The sequence below is a fragment of the Pseudomonas sp. P1_F1_2 genome (genome assembly GCF_056405815.1).
In genome coordinates this window covers 1-4,677 of sequence record NZ_JBFUBK010000185.1, presented here as the reverse complement: position 1 = coordinate 4,677, position 4,677 = coordinate 1, and the positions used below count along the sequence as shown (strand labels likewise).

The 4,677-nt window shown below is 52.4% G+C and carries 5 protein-coding genes; 4 read left to right on the top strand and 1 reads right to left on the bottom strand.

Translation table 11 applies throughout. From position 1 onward, the window contains the following. The 3 genes from AC1D2P_RS30195 to AC1D2P_RS30185 form a co-directional block, all read left to right on the top strand. Positions 1 to 822, top strand: an 822-nt coding sequence (locus tag AC1D2P_RS30195; RefSeq protein ID WP_477811751.1) for a tyrosine-type recombinase/integrase, incomplete at its 5' end; no start/stop codon positions are given. Beyond that, on the top strand, positions 809 to 2,917 hold the full coding sequence (locus AC1D2P_RS30190) for a hypothetical protein (protein ID WP_477758551.1): 2,109 nt from the start codon (positions 809 to 811) through the stop codon (positions 2,915 to 2,917). The genes AC1D2P_RS30195 and AC1D2P_RS30190, both read left to right, overlap by 14 nt. A 41-nt stretch (positions 2,918 to 2,958) precedes the next feature. Further along, a complete protein-coding gene (locus AC1D2P_RS30185; protein WP_477758550.1) occupies positions 2,959 to 3,321 on the top strand; it encodes a hypothetical protein in 363 nt (120 codons plus the stop codon). 265 nt (positions 3,322 to 3,586) lie between these two features. Here AC1D2P_RS30185 and AC1D2P_RS30180 read toward each other — a convergent pair whose 3' ends face one another. Further along, positions 3,587 to 3,856 carry a helix-turn-helix domain-containing protein gene (locus tag AC1D2P_RS30180; RefSeq protein ID WP_477758549.1) on the bottom strand — a complete coding sequence of 90 codons (270 nt, stop codon included), beginning with the start codon at positions 3,854 to 3,856 and terminating at the stop codon, positions 3,587 to 3,589. 110 nt (positions 3,857 to 3,966) lie between these two features. Between AC1D2P_RS30180 and AC1D2P_RS30175 the strand changes: the two genes are divergently transcribed. Continuing rightward, positions 3,967 to 4,377: a hypothetical protein gene (locus AC1D2P_RS30175; protein ID WP_477758548.1), complete on the top strand. Its 411-nt coding sequence runs from the start codon at positions 3,967 to 3,969 to the stop codon at positions 4,375 to 4,377. Positions 4,378 to 4,677: the final 300 nt, after the last annotated feature.

Sequence of the window (4,677 nt, the reverse complement as noted above, 5' to 3'; positions counted from 1 at the left end):
GATCATGAAAGGTACTACACCCTCTGGCTACCCATGGCCAAAAAGGTCGGTCAACGCAGACCTGAGCGACGGCCCCGCAAAATAACAACCCGGCTAGGTGAAAAAATCTCACAGCATGTTTCGGAAATTCAACGCCGCTTTGGCAGCAACTGCGAACCATTATTTGTAAATCCTAAAGGAAGGCGCCTCTCGGCAACCGAAATTGGTGTAGGCCTTAAACAGGAGCTGCGTAAAGCCGGGATAGACAAACCGAACCAGGTAACCATGTTACTGCGTCATCACCTCGGGCAAGGTTTGGCGGACCAAGGAACTCCTGCAGACATGATTGCTGAACTGCTGGGCCACAACAGCACAGTTGCGGCGCGTGCTTATGTAACGGCAACCCCAAACATCGCTCGGATCAAAGAGAAAGCACTCGGTAAGAGCCCTACCTATCAACGCATTATGCGCAGTTTATTAACCGGGGAAATCGTCCAGCGCCGCGATACGGTGCACGAAAGAGCCATCCGCGGCGTCATCGATACGCAGTACATTGGGGACATTGGTGCCTGCGCCCTCCCAGTTCATACCCACTGCCCCTACAATCCTGTCTATGCCTGCTACACCTGCAAGAAGTTTCACCCCTTTGCTGACGGCCGCCATGAGCAAGTGAAAGAGGCGCTGCAACGAGAAGCTCAACGGTTCATAGACATGGCAGAACAAGCCGGAGACTTCATTCACAACCGGCCTCTCGCACAGCATCAAACAACCATCCTGGCAGTAAGCGCTACCATCGAGCGCTGCCGGCAGCACACGGAGGGTGCCGCAGATGATGCCATCTAGAGCAAGGCTGAATCTCGAAGGCCTCATTAAACAGGAACAAGTGATTTTTCAGTCATTACCGATTCCAACCCCTTGGGAGTTAACGCTATGGTCGGTCCAGCATTGGCTGCCGCAGCGCTTAAAGCAACCGACCCTAACCTTTGAAACTCACCGACAATCGCTTGAAAAAAATGGCTATTCTGTTCCTCCTAAAGCTGCCCTCCCCTTGGATTTCCAGGATTTTTGCAAGGCCTTAATTGTATATCTGCAGCGCACCCGGAGCCTGAAATTTTCGATGGCGGCTGCATACAATATTGCTGTCCGGCGGCTGTACAACCCTTTGTTTGAACGCGGTGTATCCGACCCCACACAGTTGACGCGCGGCGATTTTGACCGCGTCGTAGCCTTTCTCCGCGAAAGTGGCTACAAGAACCTTTATGACGCGATCTCTCATCTTCAGGTAATAGCGGATACGATTGATAATCTGCAATTAACCGAGATCGCCATCCACTTTGAGCATGATGCAAAACCAGAGAAACGCCGCCACGACTACATTTCATTGCACGATCCTGATCGTGCGGTAAAACAGCGTAAGTCTGATGACAAGTTGCCTTCTCGCGAGGCGATGGAAGCCTACGCCTTATGCTCGAACCATCCGCGCAGTGAGGGCGAAGAAATTTTGCTGCGTGTGATCGATTTGTTGATCGCGACTGGGCAACGGGGTAATGAGGTATCAGTAATTCCCTATGACTGTTGGGTCGAACGGCCAATCAAAGGGACGGCAGGAAAGGTAGTTGTAGATGCCAATGGTAAACCCATAGTCGAATGCGGGATCAGGTACTTTGCGGAAAAGCAATTTCAATCCCGTGTTCATTGGTTCGCAAAAAGCGACGTTCCTTTAGCCAGGCGCGCGGTCGAACGATTGAAGATGCTGACCCAAGAGCAGCGAGAAATCGCTAGGTGGCAAGAAGCGCATCCAGGGCGTCTCTGGAACTACTCACCACAGACAGCAATGTCAGAGGTTGAGGTTCTAGATTGGCTCGGGTTTAGCGAGAATCGAGATACCCTTAGGAATCTCTCTGTGTATTTTTCCCGAAACGGAGTTCACCCCTTAGACGAGACTAGCCATCAGTATGAGGATATCGAGCGTAGATACTTGGCCGGTGATATTGAGCGCCTGCTCGTTCCCAAGCTTCATGGCCATGCAGTATTAACAGAAAATATCGGAGGCAATCTTCATATTATCCTTAAAACCAGCGAAACACTTGCTATCGCTTTTGATGGTCAATTTCGGCTCGGTGGACGTGAAGCGAATGTATTTCGTGTCTTACCGCGTGGGGTCACCCTTCGGGACATCAATAATGCGCTGGGCGCCAATGAAGCGTACTCGTCCATTTTTTCCCGCCGATCATTAACCGAATCCGATGGAGCTCCGATTCGGCTAACAAGCCACCAACCTCGACACTGGCGAAACACTATTTACCATCTGACCGGCATGAGTGACGTTCAGCAAGCGTTGGCCCTGGGGCGAAAACGTCTCGACCAGAATGTCTATTACCAGCACACGAGCATTGAAGAAAACACTGCTGCCCATCAGGAGTTCTTGGCGTTCAATAGCCATCACGAGCGTATCGACTTTCTACATAGCGGCATAAGAGATAAGCGCATTCAGGGCGCTTTGACCGACAGTTACCATGCTTTGCTGTCAGACAAAGGCACGACCACAGCAGAAGCATTCCTTGCCGTACACGCCACTGCGCTGCATGTGACACCCTTCGGAGGTTGCATTCACGATTTCTCCCAAGCGCCCTGCCCTAAGCATCTTCAGTGTTGGAACGGCTGCTCGCATCTCCATCTGATGGGCACCCCATCCGAGCGCGCCAACCTTGAGAGACAAGCCGAGAATTTGACTACCGCAATTACCATCATGCGCGATGCCGGCGCCGGAGAGGTAGGCAGCGATGTATGGCTGGCGGACCAAGAGGACAAGCTCAACAATTTAAAATCCGTCCTCGCACGCGATACCAATGCAGGTGTGCAGCGCGTGTTTCCAAATGGGCGTCCGATGACGGTTGCGGACACGGACAAACGACACAGTTCGGTTTCAGATGATTAGGGGCGACCATGACGAGACGACAGACGTTGAGGGGCGGCACGTTGGACGAGGCAATCGACGCCCTCCTCGCCCAAATGGTTAGCTTGGGATTGGAGCTCGCGCCGATCTCACGCCCCGAAGTGCAGCGTCGATTGGGTCTGACAAGCCGCGCGACCTTAGTAGGTGATCGTGGTCGGCGGATCGAATCCGCCCGTATCGCACAACTGAAGGAAAGCGGGATAGATCCGGACGGTGCCCGCCGGCGGAGAAGCTTCGAAGAGCGCATTGCTCATCTACAGGCGCAAAATTCCGCCTTGGTTACACAGCGCGATAGGCTCTACGAAGCGCTGTCCGTGATCGTGCATAAGTGCCTATTGAAAGGGTTGGATGTCGAAGACGTAATGGAGCCGTTACGAAAACAATGAGCAGATGATTACTCACGTTTGCTCTGCACGGGATTGACTGACCAAGCCATCTAGGTTTGACCGAGTATTTGAATGTGTCAGACAGCTATGGGCACCACTGGAGGTGAGGCAAAATCTTCCGATTCCGGACTGGCTGCTTTCTAGCGTTTGGTGTACAGCCGCTCCCCAGTATCGCGGACCAGGAGACCTGCAGCTCGATCACGTCGAAGACCTCGGCACGGCGCACCGGCCTCAGTAACTCAAAGCCCCACATGAGAGTTGCGTACTAGCTGAGATCGCTGCGGACCTGCTCAAGGAGATCTTCCAGCTTAATGTCTGGGTCTTTCTTGAGGTAGCAGGCGACGATGACGGATACCGGATGCACCCCAATTGTGCCCGCCAGCTCGTCGACCTTCTCTATGGTCGCACCTTTGATACCTCTCTCCAGCGAGCTCAAGAACGTACGGCTGCTTACTAAAGCAAAATCCTCCTGTGTTAATCCTCTGCTAATACGCAACGCGCGCAGCGCTAACCCGAACGCTTGTTTTACTTCCATTTGCTTTACTCGCAAATGGAAAGATAAGGCCTTTTTTGCACTCTATAGGGCTACAACCTATAGTGTTCATTTGGAGAATTTTTATGTTCAGAACCTATCAACGAGACACAATGACCTTCACCTCAAAGCTGGAACCGGATCTCCAGTTGTGGTCGTGCGTGGAGCAGATCATCCCGTTGCCTTGGTTTTATGTCACAGTCCTCAAATGCGGTGGCGATTCCACATCGCGACACATGCTCATGGTTTCCGACGTCCAAACGTTGGAAGATGTGAGCTTGTCCAAGTCAGCTAGTGCGGTAATTGAGTCAATTCTCCTCGCCACACCGCCTGTCATGAATGGCAAAGAGAGATGGCTAATGGAGCAGCTCACAGAGATAGCATACGTTCCAAAGTCAAAGGGCACGGTCCGTCACTACCGATTCAAGGTCAAAGAGGGCGCGGTTTACACCAACTCAGGTGACCCTGGACTTGAGGTAGAGCAAGGTAACATCAGCAGGATCGTTATCTCGCTATGCTCTTGATTTATGCCATTTCGCTCGCCCGTCGCTCGCCTGAAGCATCAGCCCGCCCGGTTGGCCGGAGGGTTTCGCCGTTTGGGTCGTATTCAGTCCTTCACGACAGACAGCCATCGGCCGATTCTGTTGAAAAAGTCGGCCATGGTTTTCGCAGCTGAAAAGTACGCGCTCGAGATTGAAATCTTTGCTACCGGCAAAGGTTTCCAGAAGTAGATTTCAAGCAGCAGCGTGCAAAAAAGGCGTTTTCACCAGTCAATGACCAGGCCGTTTTGGATGACCGACTTTTTCAACAGAATCGGCCAGAAG

What these genes read in the sequence shown, in the direction of transcription:
- AC1D2P_RS30190 (WP_477758551.1), top strand. Translation starts at nt 809, where the DNA reads ATGATGCCATCTAGAGCAAGGCTGAATCTCGAAGGCCTCATTAAACAG.
- AC1D2P_RS30180 (WP_477758549.1), bottom strand. Translation starts at nt 3,856, where the DNA reads ATGGAAGTAAAACAAGCGTTCGGGTTAGCGCTGCGCGCGTTGCGTATT.
- AC1D2P_RS30175 (WP_477758548.1), top strand. Translation starts at nt 3,967, where the DNA reads ATGACCTTCACCTCAAAGCTGGAACCGGATCTCCAGTTGTGGTCGTGC.